The sequence below is a fragment of the Williamsia serinedens genome, assembly GCF_024171725.1.
GTDB lineage: Bacteria > Actinomycetota > Actinomycetes > Mycobacteriales > Mycobacteriaceae > Williamsia_A > Williamsia_A serinedens.
The window spans coordinates 452309-476930 of sequence record NZ_JAMTCG010000005.1; the positions used below are offsets into that span (position 1 = coordinate 452309).

The 24622-nt window shown below is 71.3% G+C and carries 8 protein-coding genes; 5 read left to right on the plus strand and 3 right to left on the minus strand.

Annotated features, from left to right (window positions below; translation table 11 throughout):
• Positions 1–17694: a non-ribosomal peptide synthetase gene (locus LX12_RS15630; protein WP_253655496.1), complete on the plus strand. Its 17694-nt coding sequence runs from the start codon at positions 1–3 to the stop codon at positions 17692–17694.
• The gene (locus LX12_RS15635; RefSeq protein WP_253655497.1) at positions 17691–19472 is read left to right on the plus strand and encodes a DUF4012 domain-containing protein; all 1782 of its coding nucleotides are present in this window, start codon (positions 17691–17693) and stop codon (positions 19470–19472) included. The genes LX12_RS15630 and LX12_RS15635 overlap by 4 nt, the downstream gene beginning before the upstream one ends.
• A gap of 2 nt (positions 19473–19474) precedes the next feature.
• Here the strand turns inward: LX12_RS15635 and LX12_RS15640 are convergent, their stop codons facing one another.
• Entirely contained in the window at positions 19475–20017 is a 543-nt protein-coding gene (locus tag LX12_RS15640) for a YdcF family protein (protein ID WP_253655498.1), read from the minus strand.
• 65 nt (positions 20018–20082) lie between these two features.
• On the opposite strand from LX12_RS15640, the gene LX12_RS15645 reads away from it, so the two are divergent.
• Positions 20083–21012: an ABC transporter ATP-binding protein gene (locus LX12_RS15645; RefSeq protein WP_253655499.1), complete on the plus strand. Its 930-nt coding sequence runs from the start codon at positions 20083–20085 to the stop codon at positions 21010–21012.
• Positions 21009–21839 (plus strand): ABC transporter permease, encoded by an 831-nt coding sequence (locus tag LX12_RS15650; RefSeq protein WP_253655500.1) that lies wholly within the window; start codon positions 21009–21011, stop codon positions 21837–21839. Before LX12_RS15645 ends, LX12_RS15650 begins: the two co-directional genes overlap by 4 nt.
• Before the next feature lie 54 nt (positions 21840–21893).
• On the opposite strand, the gene LX12_RS15655 is transcribed toward LX12_RS15650, so the two are convergent.
• Together LX12_RS15655 and LX12_RS15660 are read right to left on the minus strand one after the other, a co-directional pair.
• On the minus strand, positions 21894–22709 hold the full coding sequence (locus LX12_RS15655; protein WP_253655501.1) for a putative endonuclease domain-containing protein: 816 nt from the start codon (positions 22707–22709) through the stop codon (positions 21894–21896).
• Between the two features lie 121 nt (positions 22710–22830).
• Positions 22831–23766, minus strand: coding sequence for a 1,4-dihydroxy-2-naphthoyl-CoA synthase (locus LX12_RS15660; protein ID WP_253655502.1), 936 nt, complete (start codon positions 23764–23766; stop codon positions 22831–22833).
• 60 nt (positions 23767–23826) lie between these two features.
• Here LX12_RS15660 and LX12_RS15665 point away from each other — a divergent pair, with 60 nt between their 5' ends.
• Positions 23827–24465: a PaaI family thioesterase gene (locus tag LX12_RS15665; RefSeq protein ID WP_253655503.1), complete on the plus strand. Its 639-nt coding sequence runs from the start codon at positions 23827–23829 to the stop codon at positions 24463–24465.
• The last annotated feature ends 157 nt before the right edge of the window (positions 24466–24622 follow it).

The window sequence follows — 24622 nt, forward strand, 5'->3', positions numbered from 1 at the left end:
ATGCGGCGACAGGCGCTCACCCAGGCCCAACGAGCCCTGTGGGGTCTTCACGCGGAACTGCCAGAAGCGCCGGTTACCGTCGCCTATCACCTCTCACTCACTGGTCCGCTCGATACCGACGTCCTCAGTCACGTGGGGCGGGCGTACGTAGCTAGCCGGGCGACTCTATTCCTCCGGTTCGAGGCCAACGCTGACGGCGTCGCGATGGTGCACGACCCATCTCTGGATGATTCGAACGTCGCCCTCGACTTCCGTGGTGAGGCCGACCCAGTCGCGGCAGCGCGGGAATGGATGTTCGCGGACGCTGCGCAGCCGCTCGACCCAACAGGAGACCGGACCGCGCTGTTCGGGCTGCTGCGCGTCGGCGACGATCGGCACCTCATCTACATGCGTGGGCACCACCTCGTGGCCGACGGCGTGGCGGCGCTTCAGCTTCTCGACGAATGGGGTCGTCTCTACACGGATGCAGTCGAGAATCGGGCGCCGGCGTATCCGCCGCCGGAGGATTTCGGGCCGGCGCTCGAGGCAGACGCTGCCTACCTGACGTCGCCGCGGCGAGAACGCGATCGGGCGTACTGGCGTGAGCAGCTCACCGGGGTGCCGCCCCCGCCGTACCTGAGCAGGCGCACCGGGCCGATCTCGGCGCGCACCCATCGCATCAGCGAAATCGTGCCCCCGGCTACGTCGGAGGCACTTCGTCGTGTCGAAGAACAACACTTAACGACCCTGCCGGCGATCATCGGGATGGCGCTGACGGTCTACCTGTCGCGGATGACCGGGCAGCGCGACGTCCAGTTCGCGCTACCCGTTGCCGCGCGGACCGTTGCAGCGCTGCGGAAGACGCCGCTGCCGGTGTCGAACGTCGTTCCCATCCGGACGCAACTGAGCGACGAGACCAGCGTCGGCGAGGCGCTGCGGGCCACGCAGTCGTCGATGCTCGGTGCCCTACGCCACCAGCGGTATCGCTACGAGGACATCCGCGCCGACCTCGCCGCCGCCGGGACACCTGTTCCTGCCACCCCCGGCGTGGCCGGCCCCGTCCTCAACCTCATGCTCATCAAGCCCACGGTCCGCTTCGGCGACGCCACCGGCACCGTGCAGATCGTCAGCACCGGCCCCATCGACGACATCTCCCTCACCATCTACCCCCGCGCCGGCGCCGACGGCACCCTCGAAACCCAGATCGACCTCGACGCCAACCCGAACCGGTACACCGAGGCCGAGGCGCGCACCCACCACGCTCGTTTCCTTCGCGTGCTCGACGAAGTGGCCTATGCGCTGCTCGACGCGCCCGACACGCTCGCAGTGGACGTACCCCTGCTCGATGAGGCCGAACGGGATTCGGTTGCAACCGTTGCTGGGCCGCCGGCGCCAGCGGTCTCGTCGCTCGCGGAGGTGGCGCCGGAAGCGGAACCGGAGGACGTGGCCGACTCGGTCATCGGGGGGGTGGTCACCGTCGAGCAGGGTCGCGGGGACGCGCAGACCCGCGGGATCTGGACGGCGGCGCGACGGCCCGAGCCGCTGCTGATCGTCGACCCCGACCTGCCGTCCGCGCGTCGGCGCCGCATCCTCGACCTCGTCGAGCAGGCGGCGCTGCCGTCGGCGGGGGGCGTCGATCATCCCGACGTACCCGAGTACCTGGTCTTCACCTCCGGCACCACGGGCGAGCCGAAGGGGGTCGTCGTCCCGCGGCGGGGGATCGGCGCGATGGTCGAGGAACTGCGCACTCGTTTCGCGACAGAGGGGCCGGTTCGTGTCGCGCAGCTGGCGGCACCGTCGTTCGACGCGACCATCTTCGAGCACGTCCTCGCTGCTGCGCTTCGCGGAACGCTCATACCGGCACCACCGGGAACGCTGGTGGGGGCGGCACTCGCCGAATTCCTCAACAGCCACCGCATCACTCACGCCGTCATCACCCCCACGGTGCTCGCGACGATCGCCCCCGACGACCTCGAGCCCGGCATTCTCACCACACTCATGACGGCCGGCGAAGCGCTCCCTGCGGGGCTGGCCGCGATGTGGGCGAGAGGTCGCGACCTGCACAACCTCTACGGCCCCGCCGAGACCACGATCATGGCGACCGCCGCACGCCTCACCCCCGACGCCGACGGCACGGTGGATCCGGTCATCGGGCGACCCATCGTCGGGACCAGCGTGCACGTGCTCGACGCACGCCTTCAGTCGGTACCGCCCGGAGCGCCCGGTGAGCTGTACGTCGCCGGACCGTCGCTCGCCCTCGGCTACCTCGCCGACACCCCGCAGACCGCCACCCGGTTCGTCGCCGACCCGTTCCTCCCGGGCGCCCGGATGTACCGCACCGGCGACCTCGTCGCCTGGGACCACGACCTCACCGCACTGACCTACCTCGGCCGCGCCGACAACCAGGTCCAGATCCGCGGCGTGCGAGTCGAACTCGCCGAGGTCGAATCCGCCGCCACCCTGCACGACGGCGTCGACGCGGCCGTCGCGACCGTCGTCGACGACGCGCTGGTCCTCTACGTCGTCACGCGATCGCCGACGACCGTCCGCGCGGGCCTGCGCCGCCTGTTCGCGGAGCGACTCTCGCCGTCGATGTGGCCGTCGCAGATCCTCGCCGTCGACGCCATCCCCGTCACCGCCACGGGCAAGGTCGACCGGGAGGCGTTGCCGCATCTCACCCCGCTCGACGCCGAGGCGCCGTACCGCGCGCCGGCCACGGCCGCCGAGCGCGACATCGCCGCAGTGGTCTCCGACGTCCTCGGGGTCACGACACCGTCCATGGCCGCCGACATCGTCGACCTCGGTGCCACCTCGCTGAACGCCACCGAGATCGCGACCGCCCTGTCCCGACGGACCCGAACACGGGTGACGGTCCGTGACGTGCTCACCGCGGTGTCGTTGCACGAGTTGGCGACTCGCATCGACGAGGCCATGCCGCTCGCGGTGCCGGAGCGTCCAGCCCACCCGCCGGCGTCACCGCAGCAGACGGCCATGGTGGTGTCGGCGCGGCTGGCGCCGGAGTCGACTGCCGAGGTGCTCGTCGGTTCCGTGATCCTGCGCGGTGCCGGCGCCGACGTGAGCGCGGTCCGCGCGGCGGTCGGGGACGTGGTCGAGCGCCACGAGATCCTGCGAACCGTCGTGCGGGTGGATTCGACGGGCAGTCTGTGGCAGGACGTCCTGCCGGTCAACGACGCGCTTGGGACCGTCCTCGTCGACGCGGTTCTCCCCGACGCCCATGCGGTCACCGATCCGACGATGTCGGTGCCGATGCAGGTTTCGATCCGCGAACACGGCGACAACCTCGTCGTGGCGGTAGCGGTACACCACGCGCTCATCGACGACGCGTCCCTCGACGCGCTCGCCACGGACCTCGGCATCGCCTACGGCGCGCGGCGAGACGGCACCGACCCGGTGTGGGCCGAGGACCCGCTCCAGTACGCGGACGCCACCGCGATGCTGGCCACCGCGCTCGGCGACCCGTCTGACTCAGCCTCGCGGTATGCGCAGCAACGAGACTGGTGGACAACAACGCTCGCGGACCTGCCGGCGCGACCGCGGTTGCCGAGTCCGACGGGACCTGTCGCGGCAGGGGTGGGCCAGGTGGCAATCGTCGTTGCCGCTGAGTCCCTGGGCGACGACACCTACTCCGCCGCGCACGCCGTGCTCGCGGCGGTGATCGCGCGGTTCACCGGCAGCCTCGACCTCACCCTGTCGACGGTCCACTCCGGCCGAGACCTCCTGCCCGCACGCCCTGCCGCCGGTATGTACGTGAACCCGGTCGCGGTGCGGACCGCATTGCGGCCCGGGGTGACGTTCCGGGCCCTGACGACCCAGGTCGCCGACGCTGTGCGCGACGCGCGACTGCACGGCGACATCCCGATCGCCGACGTCGCGCGGGCCGTCGAGCCGCACCGCGCACCCACCACCGCGCCGCTGTCGGACGTTCTCATCAGCTACCGCGGCGTCGACCGTCTGTCCGCTGCCGCAGCGCGGTTCGGTCTCGACGTCGAACTCCACGAAGAGCCGCCGAGCGATCCGCGCGTACCGCTGCAGTGGAACCTCGACCGGCTCACCGACGGTCTGCGCATCACCCTCACCTACGACACCACCGTCCTCGACGAGCCGACCGCGGCGGCCATGGCCGATGCCACCGGCCACGCGTTCTCGGTGGCCGCGACGAATCCCGGTGCGACTCTGCAGGAGCTGGTCCCGGGCGTCCCTGCGGACCCGTGGGTGGCTTCGGCGTCGGACCGCACGATCGTCGACGTGGTGACGGAGACCGCGGCCTCGGTTCTGGACGCGGTGGCCCTCGTCGACGGTGAGGTGCGGTACCGCTACGGCGACGTGGTCGCGGCGGGGCGGATCATCGGGTCGGGATTGGCTGCGCTCGGCGTGGGGCCGGGGGACCGGGTCGCGATTGCCCTTCCCCGCAGCGGCCGCGCTGTCCTCGCCCAGCTCGGCGTCCAGATGACCGGTGCCGCCTACGTTCCCGTCGACATCACCCTCCCGCCCGCACGGATCGCCGCGATCCTCGACGACGCCGCGCCGTCGGTGGTGCTGGGCGATGTCGCGGTCGATGGTCATCGGCTGGTCGCGCTCGAGGACCTCGACGCCGACCCCGACTGGCAGCCCAGATCGGTGACGGCCGCCGCCGAGGCGTACGTCATCTTCACCTCCGGGTCGACGGGGCGGCCCAAGGGCGTGTCGGTGAGCCACCGCGCCGTCGTCGCCATGCTCGACGGCATCGCCGAGAACTACTCGCCGACGGACGTGTTCAGCTGCGTCCACTCCCTGTCGTTCGACTTCTCCGTGTTCGAGATCCTCGCTCCCTGGCGCGTCGGCGGGTCCGTGGTCCTCGCCGACACCGAGACCGCACGGGATCCGGCGGCACTGTGGCAGTTGCTGGTCGACACCGGCGTGACGGTGCTCTCTCAGACGCCATCGGCGTTCGATGTGCTCGCCGCGTACGCCCGAGGTCGTGACACCGGGGCGCTCCGGGAGGTCGTGTTCGGTGGTGCCGCGCTGTATCCGGCGCGGGTCCGCGACTTAGCCGCCGGGACCGCACTGACCAACATGTGGGGCATCACCGAGGGTGCGGTGCACGTGACGTCGGCGCCCGTGGACGTCGACGATGCACGGTCGCTCATCGGGGAACCGTTGCCCGCCATGTCGATCGCGATCCTCGACGCGACAATGACGCCGGTGCCCGTCGGCGTATGGGGCGAGCTGTACATCACCGGCGCCCAGCTCGCCGAGGGCTACGTCGGGCCGGCGGCACGGACTGCGGAGCGATTCGTCGCCGCGCCCGGAGGGACGCGGATGTACCGCACCGGCGACGTCGTGCGTCGGACACACGACGGGAAGGTCGAGTACCTCGGACGATCCGACGACCAGGTGCAGCTCCGCGGCTTCCGCGTCGAGCTCGCCGAGGTTGAGGCCGCACTGCGATCCGTCCCGGGCGTCACCGGTGCGGTCGCGTCCGTGCGGGACACCGATCGCCTCGACGGGGGAGTACTCGTCGCGCATGTCGTCGCCGACGGTGTGACGCCGGACGAGACCCGAACCGCTGTGGCCGAACGCCTTCCGACGTATGCGGTACCCGGACATGTCGTCCTCGTCGACGGGTGGCCGCTGACGTCCTCGGGCAAGATCGACCGCGCGGCGCTCCCGGCGCCGACGTCCGGGTCGCCGGTTCCACTGGACGACGACGAGTCGACGCTTCTCGCCGCCGTGCGGGCCGTCGTCGGGGAGGTGCTCGGGCTCGATCCTGCGGCCATCGACCCGTCGGCGTCCCTGCTGGATCTCGGTGCACAGTCGTTGTCGTACATGCACATCGCGGTGGGTCTGTCGCGGGCAACCGGTCGACAGCCGGCGGTCCGCGACCTGGTCACCGCTTCGACCGTCGCCGCACTCGCAGCGACCGTCGCCTCGGCGCCGCTCGTGGTCGTCGACATCGCCGGGAGCGCGCCCCGCGACTACGAGCCGTCACCGCAGCAGCGCGCGTTGTGGTTCCTCCACCGTGTCGACCCCGAGTCGACCGTCTACCACCTGCCGCTCCGCGTCGATCTCGACCCACAGGTCGGTATCGACGTCATCCGTGCCGCTGCGGCCGATCTCACGGCACGGCATGAGATCCTGCGGACGGTCCTGCTCGACCACGACGGCAGGCCGCTCGCGCGGGTGCTGGCGCCCGGCGACGCGGCCGCGCGCGTCGACGTCGCGATCGCGGGACTCGAGACGATCGACGCCGACCTGACCGACACAGCCGTCGACGATGCGATCCGAACCCCGTTCGACCTCGCCGCGGCGCCGGGGTGGCGGATGCGACTGTGGGACATCGTCACCGACGGCGCGGTCACCGCACGGGTGCTGGTGATCGTCGCGCACCACGTCGTCGCCGACGGGTGGTCGGTGCAGGTCCTCGGCCGGGACGTGCTGACCGCTCTGGGCGCCCGTCTCGACGATCGGGAGCCGGTGTGGGCCGATCCCGTCGAGCCGTACAGCGGTTTCGCCGATCGGGCTGCGATTCGTGGGTCGGCCTCGCCGGAGGTGCTCGACCACTGGCGGACGGTGCTCGACGGCGCACCGACTCAGCTGTCGTTGCCGGGGCCCGCGCATGCCGCCGCGCCGGGGCCCGAGCAGGCGGCACACCTCGACGCGAATGTCGATGCGGGTGTGCGTGACCAGCTCGTCGAGATCGCGGAATCCTGCGGCGCAACGCCGTTCCACCTGGTGCATGTCGTGCTGGCGCAGGTGCTGTCGGGGATCGTCGGTGACTCCGACGTCGTCGTCGGGGTACCCACTGCCGGCCGCGACACCGCAGCCGACCTCGCCACCGTCGGCATGACCGTGCGGATGGCAGTGCTGCGCACCCTGGTCGACGACGGGTTGTCGGTGCGGGAGGCGTTGGCGGCCAGTGCCGCGACGCTCGCCGATGCGACGGGGCCGACCGCGATCGACTACGAGGACCTCGTGACGGCACTCGTGCCGTCGCACGGCGCAGGCCGTCAGCCCTACCTCGACGTGCTCGTCGCGTACGCGGAGAACGTCGTCGATGCGTCGCTCGCCCTCGACGGACCGGTCCGGTCGGTGACTCCGCTGCGGGTGCCGCATGCACGGGTCCCGCTGGAGTTCACGGTCACCGACTCCGGGTCCGAGGGGCTGGCCCTCGTGCTGACCGTCGGGACGTCGAGTGTCGACGTCGGTGCCGCTGAGGTGATTTTGGACCGGGTCGTCGAGGTGCTGGAGGCCATCGCTGTCGGTGGTCCGGACGCGGTGCTCGGTGAGTTGGTTCGTGCTCCCGACGACGCGACGCTTGTCGGACCGGCGGTGGGGTCGGTGATCGACCCGGTGGTTGCGTTCCGCGAGCGGGTTGCGGCCGCTCCCAGTGCTGTGGCTGTCGTCGACGGTGATCGGCGGGTTGAGTACTGCGAACTCGCCGCGGTGGTCGACCAGTTCGTCGCGTCGTTCACTGACGCCGGCGTCGGCGCGGGCAGTCGGGTGGTGGTCACCGGCGAGCGCTCGGCCGCGCTGGTCGCGGTGATGATCGCCGTGCACGAGGTCGGGGCGACGTTCGTCCCCGTCGACCCGTCGTACCCGGCCGAGCGGCAAGCGCAGATTCAGGACGCCGTCTGGCCGGCGGTGCCGATCGAGATCCGGCGCGATCCCGAAGGAGATGTTTTCGGCTGTCAGGTGACATCTTTCGTCGCGATGGGTGCGACACCGGCCGAGCGACAGGCAGTCCCGGACGCTGCGCCCGCGTACGTCATCTTCACCTCGGGCTCAACGGGGATGCCGAAGGGTGTGGTGGTGCCGCGGGCGGCACTGTCGTCGATGCTGTCGGCGACGCTGCCGCTCGTCGACGTGGGCCCGTCGGACGTGTGGACGTGGAGCCACTCGCCGGCGTTCGACTTCTCGGTGTGGGAGACGTGGGGCGCGCTGGTCAGCGGCGGGTCGCTGGTCGTCGTGGACGGAGAGACCGCGCGGGATCCGACGGTGCTGTCGGACCTGATCGTCGAGCGTGGTGTCACCGTGCTGAGTCAGACGCCGACGGCGTTCGCGGGGGTGGTCGACCGGGGTGCGCCGCTCCCGTCGCTGCGGTGGGTGGTGTTCGGTGGTGAGGCGCTCGCGCCGCCGACGCTGGCGCCGTGGGCGTCGCGTCACCCGGACATCGCATTCCTGAACCTGTACGGGATCACCGAGACGACAGTGCATCTCACGCAGCAGACGGTCGACGTCGACGACGTGCGGTCTGTGATCGGTGCCCCGCTGGCGGGAATGTCGGTGCGGGTGCTGGATGCGCGGCTGCGACCTGTGCCCGTCGGCGGGCGTGGCGAGCTGTATGTCGTCGGACCGCAGGTGGCCTCGGGGTATCTGGGGGATCCCGGCCGGACGGCCGAGCGTTTCGTCGCGGCGCCCGACGGGCACCGGATGTACCGGACGGGTGATCACGTGCGGCGGATCGACGCCGGCCGCCTCGAGTACCTCGGCCGCACCGACGACCAGGTACAGATCCGTGGGTTCCGTGTGGAGCTCGGTGAGGTGGCCTCCGCGCTGCGGGCCGCGGACGGTGTCGACGACGCGCGGGCGCTGGTGCGCCCCGGACCGCGGCCAGGTGACGAGACGCTGCTGGGGTTCGTCGTCGGGGACGTCGAGGTCGATGCGGTGCGAGCCGCGGTCGCCGGTTCCCTGCCGGCGCAGTCGGTCCCGGCGACAGTGGTGGCGATCGGGGAGTGGCCGCTCACGCCGACCGGCAAGGTCGACGCGGCTGCGTTGCTGCGTGTCGCCGAGTCGACGGGCGCGTCGGATCGGCCGCTGACCCCGCAGGAAGAGGTGGTCGCGGGCGTCGTCGCCGATCTGACCGGTACTGATCTCGCAGTGCTGGGGCATGATTCGAGCTTCTTCGCGCTCGGCGGGTCGTCGTTGACCGCAGCCCGGCTCGCCGCCGCGCTGTCGGAGGTGGCGGGCACCTCCATCAGCGTGCGGTCGGTGTTCGAGCACCCGACGATCGCGGCGCTGGCCGGACTCGTCGACGCGTCGCACGACGTCGGGGTGGTGCCGGCCCCCGGCCCGGTGCCCATGCCCCGGCCCGATCGCCTGCCGTTGACGCCGCAGCAGGAGGAGATCTGGCTGCAGTGGACGCTCCACCCCGACGACACGGGGCACCACCTTGTGGGGGCGGTGCCGCTGGATCCGTCGGTGGCGGAGTTGCTGCTCGACGAGGGGTCGCGCGCAGAGCTGGTCGAGCGGGTTCGCGGGTTCGTCTCCCGGCACGACGCGTTGCGGACGCGGTATCCCGTCGACGATCTGGGTCCGCGTCAGGAGCTCGTCGACCTCGACGACGTCGTGATCGATCTCGAGCCACGGCGCGTCGACGACATGGTCGAGGTGGTCGCCGAGGTGCTGGCGCCGTTCGACCTCGCCGCCGCGCCGCCGTGGCGGGTGCGCGTCGCCGACACCGGGGACGGGCTCGTCGTCGGCGCGGTCATCCATCACATCGCCGCCGACGGGCACTCGGTCGCCGTGTTGGAGCGGGAGATCGCTGCGCTGGCAGGTGGTTCGACGGACGGCCCCTCGGACTCGGTCGATTTCGCGTCGTACACGCAGTGGTACCGGTCGATGCTCGCCGCCCGCGCGGAAGACTTGCGTCGTTTCTGGTCCGGGGTGTTCGTCGAGCCGATCCAGCCGCTGCGGCTGCCGGGCGTCGCGTCGAGCGTCGGCGAGCGGTCGGAGGAGGCGAGCTCGATCGCCGTCGCGGTGCTCGGTGAGCTCGAGTCGTTGCGGGACTGGGTGATCCATCACCGGACGACGGTGTTCATCGCGGTGCACGCTGCGCTGGCCTCGGTGCTCGCGCGACGCAGCGCGTCGTCGGATGTGGTGATCGGGACGGCGACGTCGGGGCGCGCTGACGCCGCTGTCGCGGATACCGTCGGCATGTTCGCGCGGACGGTGCCGCTGCGCACGGCGATCGACATCGACCGGCCCTTCCGGGAGGTTGTCGGGGCGGTGACCGCCGCCGACCTCGATGCGTTCGCGCACGCCGACCTTCCCGCCGCCGACATCGCGGCCATCGCCGACCCCGACCGCACCACCGCCGGGCGCGCGCTGACCGCGATCGTGCTGTCGGACCTGATGACCGATCGGGACGGCAGCCTGGCCCTGGCCACCGACGTCGAGACGCTCGCGCGGTCGGGGCTGTTGCGGACTGTCTTCGGACTCGACTTCTCCGTCGCGGTCGTCGAGGCCGGACTGCGCATCGCGCTGGTCTACCGGCCCTCGACCGTCGAGGAGTCCGTCACGCAGGGTCTCGTCGACGACGTCGTGCGCGTCCTGTCGGCGGCGCTGTCGGAGCCGGGCGTGGTCGTCGGGGACGTTCTCGTCGACGCAACTGCCCAACGAACGGTTCCTGCTGCCCAACAGACGGTTCCTGCTGCCCAACGAACGGGGGTGACGGGGACGGCCGACAGGGCCGGCCTGGCCGGCACGGTCGGGGGGATCCTGTCGGCTGCAGCTGAGCGGTATGCCGACAACGTGGCGCTCGTCGACGGGGGCCGGGCGTTCACCTACGCGCAGCTCGACGCGTGGGCTCGCGCGATCGCGGCCGCGTTGCGGGTACGCGGCGTCGGCCGGGGGGACGTGGTGGCCACGCACGCACCGCGGTCGGCATGGTCGGTGGCTGCCACCTGGGGCATCAGCTACGCGGGGGCGGCGTTCCTGGCGATCAACCCCGCCGACCCGCCTCTGCGTCGCACCCGAATCCTGTCGGCCGCCACGCCCACCGTCGTGCTCACTGCGCCCGGGTACCCCGTCGACGACGTCGCCGACGCACTCGGCGCGGCAATCGTCGTGCCGCTCGAGGAGGTCCCCGAGAGCGCGCCGTCTGCGCGTGGCCCCGCGTCGCTCGGTCTCGACGACCTGGCCTATGTCGTGTTCACCTCGGGCTCGACGGGGGCGCCGAAAGGTGTGGCGGTCACGCACCGCGGCGTGGCGCCGATGGTGTCGAGCATGCTGGCGGGACTCCCGCTCAACCCGGAGACGGTGCTGTTGCACAACTACGCACCGTCGTTCGATGCCCACATCATCGAATTGATGCTGGGCTTCTCGTCGGGCGGCCGTGTCATCGTGTGTCCGCCGGACGTCATCGGTGGCGACGCGATGCATGAGCTCATCGACGCGGCCGGCGTGAACACGATGTTCTCGACACCTGCCGTGCTGAGCACCCTGGACCCCGCCCGGATGCGGGCGGTTCGACTGATGGGTGTCGGCGGTGAAGCCGTACCCCGGCGCCTCGCCGCCCAGTGGTCGCCAGGCCGGCAGCTCGTGAACCTCTACGGGCCCACGGAGACCACCGTCGTCGTCACCACCGATCTCGACATGGACGACGGGCCCGTCGACGTCGGTCACGCCGTGGCGGGGTCGGAGGCGGTCGTCCTCGACAGTCGTCTCCGTCCTGTGGCCGATCACACCGTCGGTGAGCTGTACATCCGGGGAGCGTCCCTGGCACGGGGGTACCTCGGACGTCCCGACCTCACCGCCGAGCGGTTCGTCGCCGACCCCGCCACACCCGGCACCCGCATGTATCGCACCGGCGACCTGGTCCACCGCCGTGCCGATGGCGCACTGGTCACCCACGGGCGCAGCGACTCTCAACTCGCTGTGCGCGGACTCCGCGTGGAACCAGGCGAGATCGATGCCGCACTCACCTCGATCGACGGCGTCCGCGACGCGCTGGCCGACCTCGTCCGCACCCCGGCGGGAGCGGAGGTGCTCGCCGCCTGGGTTGTCCTCGACACGGGCGCCTCGATGGACGTCGACGAGATCCGTCGATCCCTGCGGGAGACGCTGCCGCGCGGGATGGTCCCGGCACTCATCACCGTCCTCGACGAGTTACCACTCACCGCCAACGGCAAGATCGATCGACGTGCGCTGCCCATGCCATCGGTGCCACGCGGCCGCCCGGCGCGCACGCCCACCGAACTCGCGATCGTCGCGGTGTGGGCCGACGTGATCGGAGTCGACCCCGAGAGCATCGACACCGGAACGGATTTCTTCGCCGTCGGTGGGTCGTCGTTCTCGGCGACGCGGGTGGTCGGCCGGCTGCGGGAGGCCACCGGCCGCGATGTCACCGTGCGACAGATCTTCGACGCGCGGACTGTCGCCGACCTCGCCGCCGAGTTGGACGCGATGCCGGCCCTCGACGCCCGCGGCGTGCGGCCCGTCCACCTGCCGACACCCGCGAGCACCCCGCTGGCCTACCCGCAGCGACGCATGTGGTTCCTCAACCGGCTGGAGCCGACGTCGACCGCCTACACCGTGCCGGTCGTCGCGCGGATCGTCGGATCGGCGGACGTCGAGCGGATCCGGCGCGCGGTGCGACGCGTCGCGATGCGACACCAGAGCCTGCGTACCGTCTTCCCCGACACCGCCGACGGGCCCCGTCAGGTGGTGCTCCCACCCGAGTCCGTCGAACTCCCGGTGATGCTGCAGGGCGGACTCGACAGCGTTGCCCAGTTCGTCACAGCGCCGGTCGATCTCACGTCGGAGACGGCGTTCCGGGCGGCCGTCGTCGAGGACGCGGAGGCGTGGTTTTTGGTGGTCGTCATGCACCACGTCGCGGTCGACGGCTTCTCCCTGCGGACGCTGCTGGGCGACCTGGTGATCGCGTACACCACCGACGACGATCTCCCGTCGCCGGAACTGACGTACATCGACGTCACCCGCTGGCAGCTCGGGCGCCTCGGCGATCCCGACGATCCCGACTCGGAATACGGCCGGCAGCTGCGGTTCTGGCATCAGAATCTCGCCGGCATCGGAGAGCCGCTCCGACTGCCCGGCCACGACGACGCCCGCAACGGTCCCGGTGGACGGGTGGTGGTCGAGCTGCCCGACGCCCTCACCGCGCAGGTCACCGCCGTTGCCCAGGAGGTGGGTGCGTCCGTCTTCCACGTCGTGCACACCGCGGTCGCAACGGTTCTCGCGGCGTGGAACCACAGCGCCGACGTGGTGGTCGGCGCCCCGGTCCTCGGGCGGGCCGATCCTGCGATGGAGCCCGTCGTCGGGATGTTCGTCAACACCGTCGTGCTGCGCACAGCCCTCGAGGCTGGGCTGGCGGTGCGGGAGGCGATCACCGCTGTCCGCGACGCCGACCTCACCGCGACATCCCACGACGGTGTGCCCTACGACGCCGTCGCCCGCGCTGTGCGTCCCGACCACCGCGGCAGCCACGACCCACTCGTCTCGGTGCTCGTCGTCCAGCAGGAGGCGCTGGCCGTGCTGGACCCGGCGCTCATCGAGCAGGGGATCACGCTCGGGGACAGCCGGATCGAGCCGGTCGGTGACGTGGACACCCTGGTGGCGGCGAAGTTCGACCTCGAGGTGATCCTGGCCCCGCAGCCGTCGGGCGGGCTGCAACTGATCGTCCTGCACGCGGCCCCGGTGCCGTCGTCGACGGCGCAGGCGCTCGCCGACCACCTGGTCGGGCTCCTCGCCGCCGTTGCGCAGGCGCCGGATGCGCCGTTCCCCGCGATCGATGACGGCCTGTCCGCGGTGCAGCCGTCGAGTCCGGTCGTGGTCGAGAGGGCCGACGAGGACACCGTCGACGTGTCCGTCGTCCGGGCGGTGTTCGCCGAGGTGCTCGACGTCGCGACGGTCGGACCCGACGACGACTTCTTCGGCCTCGGCGGTACGTCGCTGTCGACGACGCAGGTGGTCGCCGCGCTCGCACGCCGGACCGGCCGTCGTGTCCCGGTGTCGGAGGTGTTCGCGCACCCCACGGCGTCGGGTCTGGCCGCGGCACTGGCCGGGACGCCGGAGACCGCGGGGGACCCGGTGGCGGCTGCGCTCGCGCGCGTCGTCGTCGCCGCAGCGGTGCGCCCGTCGACACCGGTCCCGATGACCACCGCGCAGCGGCGGATCTGGTTCGCCGACAGGCTGCTCCGCGAGCAGTCCGCCACGGCGGTCTACGCGGTGCCGGTCGTCGTGCCCGTACCGGCCGGTGTCTCCGACGACGCGATCGCCGCCGCCGTGCACGCCGTGGTGGACCGGCACGAGCCGCTGCGGACGGTGTACCCGATCGTCGACGGTCAGCCGTGTCAGGTGGTGCTGCCGTCGTTCCGGCCGGAGGTGCTCACCGTCAACCTGAGGGGTCGGTCGTGGCAGGACGCGATCGCCGACCCGCCCGCCGCGCTGCTCGGGCACCTCGCGGCCCCGTTCGACGTCACCGCGGAACCCCCGGTGCGGGTGGCCGTCGTGGTGGCCGGCGACGAGCGGCTGCTGGTCCTCGTCGCGCACCACCTGTCGCTCGACGGGCAGTCGGCGGGACTCCTCGTCGCCGACCTCACCCATGCGCTCGCCGGACGATGGCTCACACCGCTCGACGTCACCTACCGCCAGTGGTCGCTGGCGGAACAGTCCATCCCCGTGGCGGTCCGGGCCGCGGAGCGGGCGCGGGTGGTGGCCGCGCTCGACGGGTGGTCGGGTGTGCTCGACATCCCGACCGACCGGCCACGCACCGGGGACCGGTCGCTGCAGACCGCCGCGGTGCGCGTCGCCCTGGACCCGGCTGTCGCGGACGCGATCGATGCCCGGGCGCGGCTCGCCGGGGTCACCGCGTTCCACCTGTGGCACGCGGCACTGGCCCTCACCCTCGCGGCGGCCGTCGGGACCGACGACGTCGCCGTCGGCTCGCCGGTCTCGGTGCGGTCGCAGCCCGAGATCGCCGGTGTGGTCGGGATGTTCGTGTCCACGGTCGTCCTGCGCACGCGTGTCCGTCGGTCCGGCACCGTCGACGATCTGCTGCGGGACGTCCGCGACGCCGACACCCCGGCGATCGCGTCGACGCTCGTCGGATTCGACGAGGTGGTCGCCGCGATGCGGCCTCCCCGCGATCCGGGGCGGCACCCGCTGGTGCAGGTGCTGCTGTCTCTCGCGCCGGATGTGCTGCCCGCGTTGCCGATCGGTGCGGCCGACGTCGACGCGGCCTCCGCACCCTCTGAGTTCGACCTGCAGTTCACCATCGCTCCCGACGGGTCGGCGATCGTCACCTACGCCACCGCCTTGTTCGACCGCGCCACCGCGGAGGCGTTCGGCGAGCGCTGGCTGCGCGCGGTGACCGCCCTCGTCACGCTGCCTGCCGGCTCACCGCTCGACGCAGTCGACCTACGCAGCGCCGCCGAGGTCGCCCGTGACGCCGTCGACCGGTCGGTGTTGATGCAGCGGTCGGAGGTCACCCTGCCGGGTGTGTTCGCCCGCGCGGCGTCGTCGTTCCCCGACGACATCGCCGTCGACGACGGCGTGGTGCAGCTGACCTACTCCGACCTCGATCGGCGCTCTGCTGGGGTGGCGGCGCGACTCGTCGACACGGGGGTGCGGCCCGGCGACCGGGTCGCGATGATGCTGCCGCGGTCGGTGGCGTCGGTCGTCGCCACCTGGGCGATCACGCGTATCGGTGCGGTGATGGTCCCCGTCGACCCGCTGTTCCCGACCGACCGTATGGCGCGCATGACCGCGATCGCCGGCGTCACGGTCGCCGTGGTCGACGGACCGGCCCCCGACGGTGTCGTCGCCGTCGGTGTGGACGTCGACGACGCAGACGTCGAGATCGGCTGGGCCGCTCCGCACATCGACGCCGCCGCCTACGTCATCTTCACCTCGGGCAGCACGGGGACACCCAATGCCGTCGTCGTCACGCATCGCGGGCTGTCGCTGTTCGCCGACCCCGTCGAGTCGCGGCTGACCTCCGACGACCGCGTCGCCCACCATGCGTCGCCGAGCTTCGACGCCTCGGTGATGGAACTGGTCCGTGCAGCCGGCTCGGGCGCGCGGTTGTCGGTGATCGCGCCCGACCGCGTCGGCGGGGAGGCTGGGACCGCCGAGCTGGCCCGGCTGGGTGCGACAACGCTGTTCACGTCGCCGACGGTGCTGGCGACGCTCGATCCTGCCGTGCTGCCATCGCTTCGTCAGGTCGAGGTCGGGGGTGAGGCGGTACCGGTCGACCTCGTCCGACGGTGGTCGCAGGGGCGGGCGGTCGCGACCGTGTATGGCCCGACCGAGTCGACGATCATGGTCTGCTGGGCGTGGTTCTACGAGCGACCCGTCCCGGGGCCGATGGTGGGGACACAGGCCGACAGCATCGGGATCGCCGTGCTCGACCGACGCCTGCGACCCGTCCCCGACGGCTGCATCGGCGAGCTGTACCTCCTCGGACCCGCGCTGGCGCAGGGCTACGTCGACGCCGCGCTGACGGCGTCGCGGTTCGTCGCCACCGACGACGGCGCCCGGATGTACCGCACCGGCGACCTCGTGCGACGTACCGCGGCGGGTCTGGCGTTCGTCGGCCGCGCCGACCAGCAAGTCCAGATCCGTGGTGTTCGTGTGGAACTCGGTGAGGTCGACGCTGCGGTGCGGGCCGCCGGGGCGGCGCAGTCGGCGACGGTGGTCGTCGCCGGGCCGGCGGGGGACACGCTGATCACGTACGCCGTCGCCGATCGGACGGGCGGCGAGATCCGCGCGTCGATGGCCGCGCTGCTGCCGTCCCACCTGGTGCCCGCGCAGGTGATCGTCGTCGACGACCTCCCGGTGACGCCGGTCGGGAAGCTCGACGCCGTCGCGCTGCCGGCGCCCGAGTGGGGTGGGACCGGAAACGCCCCGCGGACCGCGACCGAGGAGGCAGTCGTCGCGGCGTACCGCGCGGTGCTCGAGGACGCCTCCATCGGCGTCGACGACGATTTCTTCGCCGTCGGCGGCACGTCGTTGCAGCTGATCCCGCTGGTCACGGTCCTTCGAGAGCGGTTCGGCGCCGACGTCGGGTTGGCGGCAGTGGTGTCGCACCCGACCCCCGGGACGCTGAGCGCGGTGATCGACGCCGGCGGCACCGACGACATCCCCGCCGAGATCGCGGCGCTGCTGGCCCACGTCGTCGACCTCACCGCGCCCCACCCCGGGCCGCCAGCCGCCGAGCGTGCGGTAGATCCCGCCGAGCGTGCGGTAGATCCCGCCGAGCGTGCGGTAGATCCCGCCGAGCGTGCAGACGTTCCGCTGTGGCTCGTCCACCCGGCGAGCGGACTGGCGTCGACGTATGTTCCGCTCTCGGAGGCCGTCGGGGGCACGGTGTTCGGCCTGCAGATCCCCGACCTCCTCGACGGCGACACGTCCGCGCCGTCGAGCGTCGACGCCCTCGCCGTCGCGCATCTCGCGGCGGTCCGCGAGCGGCAACCGCACGGCCCGTACCGATTCGGCGGGTGGTCGGTCGGCGGACAGATCGCCCACGCCATGGCCCGACTGGCCGTCGAGGCGGGCGAGACCGTCGACCTGCTGGTCCTCCTCGACGCGCGGGTCGGCGTCGACGTGACCTCGGCCGGTGAGGACGTCGCCGCGATCGACCCCGCGACGGCCGACGCGCTGCGCGCCGCCGACCCCCGCCGCTTCGACCGCTATCTGTGGCGCGTCGAGGACCTCATCCGATCGGCCGGGGAGTTCGCACCCGAGACCACCCAGATTGGCCGGACGGTGCTCGTCGTCGCGGCCGACACCGACGACGCCGCCGTCGACCGCTGGCGGCCCGCTCTGCGCGGCGCGGTGACCGTCCTCGACGTCGACGCCACCCACGCCGATCTCGGCGAGCCCGCGACGATGCGCGCGATCGGTGAGATGCTCGCCGACGTCACCACCACACACGCCGACAGCCACGGGACCGACCGAGACCAGGGGGAGCGATGACCGCCCAGACCACCACGACGCGACGACCGCGGCGGCGCCGGCGCACCGTCCTCATCGTGGTGGCCGTCGTGCTGTTGATCGTCATCCTGGCGCTGGCGTGGATCGCATACCGGGCCGTGTCGGCCAAGAGCGACCTCGAGACCGCACGCACGCAGGCGTCCGCCGCCCGTACCGTCGTGCTGGACGGCGACGTCGCGAAGGCGCAGCAGGCCGCCGCGGCCGCGGAGTCGGCAGCGTCGAGCGCGCACTCCAAGACCCACGACCCGGTGTGGTCGGTGGCCGCGGCCATCCCTGGTCTCGGCTCACCGCTGAAGTCGGTCAGCGACATCTCCGACGTCGTCTCCGACCTGTCGACACAGGTGCTCAAGCCGATCGCCACCCTCGCGACCACCCTCGACCCGAGCCGGTTGCGCAGCGGCGACAAGGGCATCGACACGACGCTGCTCGCCCAGAACCAGCAGCAGCTGGGTCAGATCGCCGACGCCGCCGAACGCATCGACGCCCGCGCCCAGTCGATCGACGGGTCGTGGCTCGGCCAGGTGTCCGACGCCCGAACACAACTCGCGTCGCAGACGCAGAAGACCAGCCGCTTCATCCGCGGCACCGACACCGCCGCGCAGCTCCTCCCGCCGATGCTGGGCGCCACCGAGACCCGCCGCTACTTCTTCGCGTTCCAGACACCCGCCGAATCGCGCGCCACCGGTGGACTTCTCGGCGCCTACGGCGTGGTCAGTGCTCGCAACGGCCGGGTCGACGTCGACAACCTCGGTGCGAACACGACGCTGCGGGCACCGGCGCGACCGATCAACCTGGGCGACGACTTCACGCTGAACTACGGCATCAGCCGCCCCTACACGGACTCCCGCAACAGCAACGCCAGTGCGCACTTCCCGTACGCGGCGCAGATCTGGATGTCGATGTGGCAGCAGCAGTCCGGCGAGCGGCTCGACGGCGCGCTGGCCACCGACCCGATCGCGCTGAGCTACCTGCTCAAGGCCACCGGGCCGATCCGGCTCGACGACGGCGAGCAGATCACCGCCGACACCGTCGTGCCGGTCACCTTGTCCACGTCGTACCAGCGTTTCGGCGGCGACAACCCCGCTCGCAAGGCGTACCTGCAGGAGATCGCTGCGAAGGCGATCACGTCGGTGAGCGCCGCCCGCGGCAACACCGGCGCGGTCCTCGAGGCGCTGGGCCGCGCTGTGCACGAGCGTCGGCTGATGGTCTACAGCACCCGCGCGAACGAGCAGGCGCTGCTGGAGAAGTCGGGCCTGGCGCACAACGTGATCGAGACCAGCGCGCCGTACGCCGAGGTGGCCATCGGCAACCTGGCCGGCAACAAGATCGACTACTACCTCAAGCGCGACATCGCCTACCGCTCGTCGACCTGCACCGGCAACACCCGAGAGTCGACGGTGACCGTGAAGCTGATCAACACGGTGAAGGACCTGTCGTTGCCGGCATACGTGATCGGCGGGCTCGGCAACCCGGACAAGCGGATCACGCCCGGCACGAACTACGCGAACATCACGCTGAACGCGACGAACGGGTCGGTGCTCAAGAGCGTCACCGTCGACGGTCAACCCACGTTGTACGGCAGCGGAACGGAACTCGGGCACATGCACGCCACCGCGCAGGCGCGGGTGAAGCCCGGTGCGACTGCGACCGTCGTGTTCACGGTGATCGAGCCGACGTCGGCGAAGGGTGCTCCGATCGTGCCGGTGCAGCCGCTCGTCGACACCCCGACCGTGTCCGTCGATGTGCCGCGATGCAAGTGACGTCAGCAGCCCGACTGGAACGCCGCCCGGACGAAACCGGCGGTCTGGTAGACGTACATCCACGCCCAGTAGGTGAGCGGCAGTCGCTCGCGGTAGTCGACCATCACGAGATCCCCTGGGAAGCACCGGCCGATGATGAAGTCGGATCGGGTGACGTGCGGGCTGAACGTCACCACCATCGCCGAGCGCCAGCCGTTGCGCTGTGCCTCGTCCCGCAAAAACCGTGCCTCGCCGCGCGTCGTGCGCGGCTGGGGGTCGAAGCAGACGACCCGAACGCGGTGCGGGGTGTCGCAGATGGCCTCCATGTAGGTGTCGGGGCGGGTGTAGGGGTCCGACACCAGGACCGTCCTCGCGAGCCCCTGGTCGGCGAGGGAGATGGCGTACTCCTCCCGGCCGTCCTGGCGACCGCCGAGGACCATGATCACGTCGACGCGCTTCGGGTCGTCGGCGACGGCGGGGAACACGAACAACGGCAGGCCGACCAGCGCCAGGAACACCACCACGGTCAGGACCGCGACGACGGTGCGTCGAGCGATCCGCAGCATGCGACGACGATAGCCAACCCCCGCGGGGGTCGGCCGGGTGCGAGACGGTCCTCACAGGGGCCGACATGACGCTCGAGGTCGACGACCTGACCGTCGCGTTCGGGGACGCGGTCGCCGTCGACGGGGTGTCGATGTCGGTGCCGGCGGGGTCGGTGATGGCGCTGCTGGGGCCCAACGGCGCCGGCAAGACGACCACGGTGCGGACCATCGCCACGCTCGTCCGGCCGGCGTCGGGCATTGTGCGCGTCGCCGGGGTCGACGTCGTCGCCGAACCGCACCGCGCCCGCGGGCTGCTCGGGCTGTCGGGGCAGTACGCCACCGTCGACGACTCGCTGACCGGGCGCGAGAATCTCGCGATGATCGCGCGGCTGTCGGGATTCGGTCGGCGGGCGTCGGGTCGTCGGGCCGACGAACTGCTGGAACGCTTCGGTGTCGCCGACGCGGCCGGCCGTCGGGTGCGGACCTGGTCGGGTGGGATGCGCCGCAAGCTCGACCTCGCGGGCGCGCTGGTCGCCGGGCCGCCCGTCGTCGTGCTCGACGAGCCGACCGCCGGCCTGGACCCGCCGAGTCGCGAGACGCTGTGGGAGTCGGTGCGCGACCTCGCCGCCGAGGGCAGCACCGTGCTGCTGACGACGCAGTACCTCGAGGAGGCCGACCGTCTCGCCGACGACGTCACCGTCATCCACCGCGGGGCGGTCGTCGCACGTGGCGGACCGGAGGAGCTGAAGCAACGGTTCGGGACGTCGACGGTGACCGTGCGGCTGGCGTCGGATGTCGACGCGAGGCGCGTCCACGAGGCTGTCGGGGACGGGTACGTGTCCGTCGAGGTGGTCGGGGACGTGGTGACCGTCGAGGCGCTCGACGGGGCCGAGGCTGTCGCTGCCGTGGTGTCGGCGCTGGCGGTCGCGGGGATCGCCGTCGCCGAGGCGTCGGTGCGCGAGCCCTCGCTCGACGACGCGTTCCGCTCGCTGACCGTCGACGGCGGGGCGTCGTGACGGCCGCGGTGGTGCGCGATCGGGGAGTGGTGCCGTTCCTCGTCGACTGCGAGGTCGTCGCGGTGCGGAACCTGCGGATCATCGCGCGGAACCTGCAGATGCTGCTCGGGGTGGTGCTGCAGCCGCTGATGTTCGTGCTGCTGTTCTCGTACGTGTTCGGTGACGCGCTCGGGGGAGATCGCTACCGGGAGTTCCTGATCGGCGGGATCATGGCGCAGACCGTCACGTTCAACGCCGGGTACACCGCGCTGGGGTTGTCGGAGGATCTCGCCGCCGGGATGGTCGACCGGATGCGGTCGCTGCCGATGTCGCGGATGGCGATCATCGTGGGCCGCACCGTCTCCGACCTGACGATCAACGTCGTCGGGCTGGCCGTGATGACCGCGGCGGGGTACGCGGTCGGGTTCCGGATCTCCGAGGGGTTCTGGTTCGCCGTCGGGTCGTTCGGGACGGCGCTGGTGTTCGGGTTCGCGCTGTCGTGGGTGGGCGCGATCATCGGGCTGGTCAGCGCGTCGGCGCAGGCCGCGCAGACCCTGCTGATGACGGTGGTGTTCCCCGTCAGCTTCGTGTCGTCGGCGTTCATCCCGTCGCGGCTGCTGCCCGAGCCGCTGCGCTTCCTCGCCTCGTGGAACCCCGTCACCGCCGTCGCCCGCAGCTTCCGCCAGGGCTTCGGCAACCCGATCTCGGCCAATCCCTCTGTGCGCGAACCGATCACCTGGGCATCCCAACACGCCCAGGCCTACACCATGATCTGCTCCGCGGTCATCCTCGCCGTCGCCGTCCCCATCGCCACCCGGATCCTCGATCGGCGGTTGTCGGACCGGTGAGTCGTCACAAACGTCTGCTGGGCGCGAGCAGAGGGCATATTGCCCTCTGCGCACCTATGCCGGACGTTTCTGACGGCGGTCGCGATGTCTGTCCGCGGCGATCAGGCCGAAGAGGTCCCGACCGGCGGTCGCCCAGTCGACGAAGACGTCCTTGTAGGTGACCCGCCAGGTCGCCTCGCCGCGGAGGACGGCGGCACGGTCACGGTTGCGGTCCTTCTGGTAGGTCTCGATGCCGGTGTGGTGTTCGACGCTGTCGCACTCGATGAGGATGCGTCCGACGCGGAGGTCGACCCTCCCGACCGTCGGCACATCCGGCTGCACCTCCACCACGACCCGCCTCGACTGGAGACGGAACCGCACCGCGGACTCCGTTCCCGATTGCGACCGTCCGTCGCACCGCGCCATCAACCGCCGCATCCGCGCGGAGACGACACCCATCTGCTCCTGCAGGCGAGGGATCGTCAGCGTGTGCTTGTTCAGGGCGGAGTCGACGACGATGACCCAGTCCTCGTCGGTCATGCACAGGGACGCGCAGGCCAAGGCATCGCCGAGGCTGTCGATGGCCGAGGTGACCGGCTGCACCCCGCCGGGCAGGCGACAGCTGCGGTGCGTCGACAGGTGCTTCGACGCGCGGAGGTGCACCCGATCCGAGTACCCCGGCGGCATCCAGAGGCCGCGCACGGCCAGCGCCGACACGCAGCTCAAAGCGCCACCGGCACGCACCGCCTCGACAACCCGCGGCGTCGCATCGGGCCCGGCGTACCAGCCCCGCCGAACCGGGGTCAGGGCGCCTGCGGCGACCAGCCGACGGAACTGCGCGGTGCCGTGCATCTCGACCAGCTGCTGCCGCGAGTACACCCTGGTGTCCACGTGCATTGGACGCGAGAAATCCGCCCGCGGTTCCGATTCCCGTCACAAACGACCGCTCCAGGCGAGCAGAGGGCGATATGCCCTCCTGGCGCCCATGCCGGACGTTTGTGACGACCGCCGGTCAGTAGTAGTACGGGAACGCGGTCCAGTCGGGGTCGCGCTTCTCGAGGAAGGCGTCGCGGCCCTCGACGGCCTCATCGGTCATGTAGGCCAGGCGGGTGGCCTCGCCGGCGAAGACCTGCTGGCCCATCAGCCCGTCGTCGGTGAGGTTGAAGGCGAACTTCAGCATCCGCTGGGCGGTGGGGGACTTGCCGTTGATGGCGCGGGCCCACTCGACGGCGGTGTTCTCCAGGTCGGCGTGGTCGGCGACCTCGTTCACCGCGCCCATCCGCTGCATCGTCTCCGCGTCGTAGCTGCGGCCGAGGAAGAAGATCTCGCGGGCGAACTTCTGTCCGACCTGCTTGGCCAGGTAGGCGCTGCCGTACCCGGCGTCGAAGGACCCCACGTCGGCGTCGGTCTGCTTGAACCGCGCGTGCTGCCGCGAGGCGATGGTGAGGTCGCAGACGACGTGCAGCGAGTGCCCGCCGCCGGCCGCCCACCCGCCGACGACGGCGATGACGACCTTCGGCATCGTGCGGATCAGCCGCTGCACCTCGAGGATGTGCAGCCGACCGCCCTCGGCGGCGACGCGCGCCGAGTCCACGGAGTCGGCGGTCTCGCCCCCGGCGTACTGATATCCCGACCGCCCGCGGATCCGCTGGTCGCCACCGCTGCAGAACGCCCATCCGCCGTCGCGCGGGCTCGGTCCGTTGCCGGTCAGCAGCACTGTCCCGACGTCCGGTGTGCGCCGGGCGTGGTCGAGGGTGCGGTACAGCTCGTCGACGGTGTGCGGGCGGAACGCGTTGCGCACCTCCGGACGGTCGAAGGCGATCCGCACGATCCCGTTCTCCCGACCGTCCCCGGTGTGGCGGTGGTAGGTGAGGTCGGTGAGGTCGTCGAATCCCTCGACGGCCGCCCACTGCTCGGGCTGGAACGGGGACTCGGTGGCGTCGCTCATCCTGTCGAGCCTAGTGACGCGCCTGCGTGGTCCCCGACGCGCTACCGATAGCGTGAGGCGATGAGTGAGACCGGTGCGACCACCCAGGACGACGCGCACGAGGGCGGCTTCCGCACCGACATGGCCATCAACACCGACCGCGGCGGCCCGCGGTACGGGGAGTTCGTCGACGCGGTGCGACTGTTCATGGACCGGGTGCGCGCGGCCGAACCGAGCGAGGAACTCGTCGACCGCATGATCGCGTCCCTCGCGCTGATGAACGACGAGCTCGGCGCGGTCGCGATCGACGAGTGGAACGCACCGTCGGGCACACGTATCGACCTGCCCGCGCGCGGCAACATCACCCTCCCGCCCTACGAGGTCAGCAAGGCCGACGAGACCGGTGTCGAGGCGACGGTCCGCTTCTCCCGGTTCCACCTCGGTGGCAACAATGCCGCGCACGGTGGCTACATCGGTCTCGCATTCGACGATCTCCTCGGAATGACCGGCGCACTCTCCTCCGGAAAAGTGACCAGAACCGCCTATTTGACGGTGAATTATCGATCGATAACGCCGCTTTATCGCGATCTCACTGTTCGCACGGGAATCGACCGGATAGACGGACGTAAAATCTTCGTCACCGCGACAATGCACGACGGTGACCGACTGTGCGCCGAGGCAGACGGGCTGTTCGTCGCCCTCAAGCCCGGCCAGCCCTAGCAGGGCTTTTCCGCCCGTTCATCCCGACGTCGCGACAGCGTCACATCGACCTGCTTGTCCGTCGGATGCGTGAGTTCCGCCCGATCGGTTGCGGGTGACGGTCGGAGAATATAGGTTCAGCGAGTCGGGTCGAAAGCAGTTGTCATGCGTTCATCTG